General features: G+C 50.7%; 3 protein-coding genes. 1 reads left to right on the top strand and 2 read right to left on the bottom strand.

Features of this window, described 5'->3' with window-relative positions:
* Window positions 1-335 precede the first annotated feature (335 nt).
* The gene (infA, locus tag ABDW13_RS23365) at window positions 336-554 is read left to right on the top strand and encodes a translation initiation factor IF-1 (protein WP_002211347.1); all 219 of its coding nucleotides are present in this window, start codon (window positions 336-338) and stop codon (window positions 552-554) included.
* A gap of 91 nt (window positions 555-645) precedes the next feature.
* Here the strand turns inward: infA and clpA are convergent, their stop codons facing one another.
* Together clpA and clpS are read right to left on the bottom strand one after the other, a co-directional pair.
* Window positions 646-2,925 (bottom strand): ATP-dependent Clp protease ATP-binding subunit ClpA, encoded by a 2,280-nt coding sequence (gene clpA / locus ABDW13_RS23360; RefSeq protein WP_343554879.1) that lies wholly within the window; start codon window positions 2,923-2,925, stop codon window positions 646-648.
* Window positions 2,926-2,980: 55 nt separating this feature from the next.
* Entirely contained in the window at window positions 2,981-3,301 is a 321-nt protein-coding gene (clpS, locus tag ABDW13_RS23355; protein ID WP_007887621.1) for an ATP-dependent Clp protease adapter ClpS, read from the bottom strand.
* Window positions 3,302-3,654: the final 353 nt, after the last annotated feature.

The raw sequence follows: 3,654 nt of genomic DNA, 5'->3' as shown, positions 1-3,654 counted from the left end.
GATGTTTTGCACACAATTCCCGACAAAAGTGATACAATAAGCGAGTTTGGTATGTCGTCCGCGCTTCGCTGTGGCGAGCCGGAATTGCCAGGTTGGGAATCTCACACATTTCCCGAAGCTGTTTTGATTGTGCAACTGATGCCGATTGCTACAGATTCTTAGCCCGCTAATCCCCCGCAGACGTCAAAAAACACCCTAATTTATCCGTACTGCACGCGCAACGGCGCGACGCACGGCGAAGCGTTGGCAAAATCATCAACGGTTCTTTACATAAATCATGGAATTCGGCATTATCTTGCCGGTTCAACAGTTTGGTAGTACACCCAGAGGATTCGATGGCCAAAGAAGACAATATTGAAATGCAAGGTACCGTATTGGATACGTTACCGAACACCATGTTCCGCGTAGAGCTTGAAAACGGGCACGTGGTTACCGCTCATATCTCCGGTAAAATGCGCAAAAACTACATCCGCATCCTGACGGGCGACAAAGTGACTGTCGAGTTGACCCCGTACGACCTGAGCAAAGGCCGCATTGTCTTCCGTAGTCGCTAAGTAAATATTCACATCTCGCGATGCTTGTATTTACCTAGCGCGAAAAAAAAGGCCGGATTCGCATCCGGCCTTTTTCATATCTGCAACACGCTTAGTGAACCGTGCCTTCCGTTTTACGTTTTTCCGCACTCAGGAAGTGGTAAGTCAGCTGGTTTTTATCTTTATCCAGCGCGACCGATACTGAACCACCATCCACCAACGAACCAAACAGCAGCTCATTCGCCAACGGTTTCTTCAGATTTTCCTGCACGGCACGTGCCATCGGACGCGCACCCATCGCTTTATCGTAGCCTTTGTCAGCCAGCCAATCGCGTGCATCATCGCTCACTTCGAGTGAGACGCCCTTCGCATCCAGCTGCGCCTGCAACTCAACAATAAATTTGTCCACGACCTGATGAATCACTTCCTGCGACAGGTGACGGAACCAAATAATGTTGTCGAGACGGTTACGGAATTCTGGCGTAAAGATCTTTTTGATCTCTTCCATGGCGTCGGTGCTGTTGTCCTGATGAATCAAGCCGATCGACTTACGTTCGGTTTCACGCACACCGGCGTTAGTCGTCATCACCAATACCACGTTGCGGAAGTCAGCTTTGCGGCCGTTGTTATCGGTCAGCATACCGTTGTCCATTACCTGCAACAGCAAGTTGAAGACATCCGGGTGCGCTTTCTCGATTTCATCCAGCAGCACCACCGCGTGTGGATGCTTGATCACTGCATCGGTCAACAAACCGCCCTGATCAAAACCGACGTAACCCGGAGGCGCACCAATCAAGCGGCTGACGGTGTGACGCTCCATGTATTCAGACATATCGAAGCGAAGCAGTTCAATACCTAACGCTTTAGCCAACTGCACCGTGACTTCGGTTTTACCGACGCCGGTTGGGCCAGCAAACAGGAATGAACCGACCGGTTTACGATCTTGTCCCAGACCCGCGCGGCTCATCTTGATAGCTTCGGTCAAGGCTTCAATCGCATTGTCCTGACCAAACACCAACATTTTCAGGCGGTCGCCGAGGTTTTTCAGCGTATCGCGATCGGTCGCTGAAACGCTCTGCTCTGGAATACGGGCGATACGCGCCACCACCGTTTCGATATCCGACACGTTGACGGTTTTCTTACGCTTGCTGACCGGGACCAAACGCGCACGCGCGCCAGCTTCGTCAATCACGTCAATCGCTTTGTCTGGCAGATGACGATCGTTGATGTATTTCACCGCCAGCTCTACCGCCGCACGCACCGCTTTAGCGGTATAACGCACATCGTGATGCGCTTCGTATTTAGGTTTCAGACCGTTAAGGATCTGCACGGTCTCTTCCACGGAAGGCTCGGTAATATCAATCTTCTGGAAACGGCGCGCCAGCGCACGATCCTTCTCAAAGATATTGCTGAATTCCTGATAGGTGGTGGAACCCATCACGCGGATTTTTCCGCTGGAGAGCAGTGGCTTGATCAGGTTTGCCGCATCCACTTGGCCGCCTGATGCTGCACCAGCGCCGATGATGGTGTGGATTTCATCAATGAACAGGATACTGTTGCTGTCCTGTTCCAGCTGTTTCAGCAGCGCTTTGAAACGTTTTTCGAAATCGCCACGGTATTTGGTGCCCGCCAGCAGCGAACCGATATCAAGAGAGTAAATGGTGCACTCTTTCATCACTTCCGGCACATCGCCCTGCACAATGCGCCAGGCGAGGCCTTCCGCAATCGCGGTTTTACCCACGCCGGATTCACCCACCAGCAGCGGGTTATTTTTACGACGACGGCATAATACCTGAACGGCACGCTCCAGCTCTTTATCGCGGCCGATCAGCGGATCGATTCCGCCGACTCGAGCAAGCTGATTAAGATTGGTGGTGAAGTTTTCCATACGATCCTCCCCGCCTGCTTGCTCTTCGTTAACCGGATTTTCCGCGTTGTTTTGCGGCTGGCCGGGTTCGTCTTTACGCGTACCATGGGAGATGAAGTTCACCACGTCGAGGCGGCTCACTTCGTGTTTGCGCAGCAGGTAAGCCGCTTGCGACTCCTGCTCGCTGAAGATAGCGACCAGCACGTTCGCGCCCGCAACTTCGCTGCGACCGGAAGACTGGACATGGAATACGGCACGTTGCAGCACGCGCTGGAAGCTGAGCGTCGGTTGGGTATCGCGCTCCTCTTCGCTGGCTGGCAACACCGGCGTGGTTTGTTCGATGAAGGCTTCGAGTTCCTGACGCAGAGCCACGATATCCACCGAACAGGCTTCCAGTGCCTCTCTGGCCGACGGGTTACTGAGCAGTGCTAGCAACAGATGCTCGACGGTCATAAACTCATGACGGTGCTCGCGCGCTCTGGCGAAAGCCATGTTTAAACTGAGTTCCAGTTCTTGATTGAGCATTTGGCACCTCCCCCAATTATCGCTCTGACAACCTATCTCCTATATGGAGACGGCTTCAGGCTTTTTCTAGCGTACACAGCAAAGGATGTTCATTATCTCGAGCATAATTGTTCACTTGGGCTACTTTGGTTTCAGCCACTTCTGCAGTGAATACACCACAGATAGCTTTTCCATGGTAGTGAACTTTCAACATCAACTGCGTTGCACGTTCAATATCATAAGAAAAGAACTTTTGCAGAACGTCAATAACAAATTCCATAGGTGTATAATCGTCATTATTCAAAATGACTTTATACATTGAAGGCGGCTTTAACCCTTCGCGTACTTTATCTTCGGCTAGATGTTCGAAATTAAGCCAGTCGTTTGTGTTTGCCATAATGTTCCGTCGAAATTCTGCGTTACGGTTGTGCACATTTCTGCGCCCATTCCTAAAAGTTTAACATGCCTGTCAAGCGGGTTTTTCGTTGATAAAAACTGGCCCTAAAAGCACATGCGCGACCTGTATCACAAAATTTGCAATAGCGTTAACTGCCTCAAATTTTGATGAATTTCTCCCCGTCCGCCAGGGCCGTTTGCTTGACGATAAGGTCCGTTTCTCTACATTCTACTAACACAAGCTGATTGAGTTTTAAACAAACTCGACTCACAGCTTCAATGACCTCACCTACTTATCAAAATGTCTTGCGAGGGAAGTAAAAGCATGGAGACGGGTACAGTAAAATGGTTCAA

Origin of the sequence: Pantoea sp. (assembly GCF_039594315.1) — a bacterium.
Taxonomy (GTDB): domain Bacteria; phylum Pseudomonadota; class Gammaproteobacteria; order Enterobacterales; family Enterobacteriaceae; genus Pantoea.
Note: the sequence above shows the minus strand (reverse complement) of the source record. Positions and strands in the feature narration are given on the sequence as shown.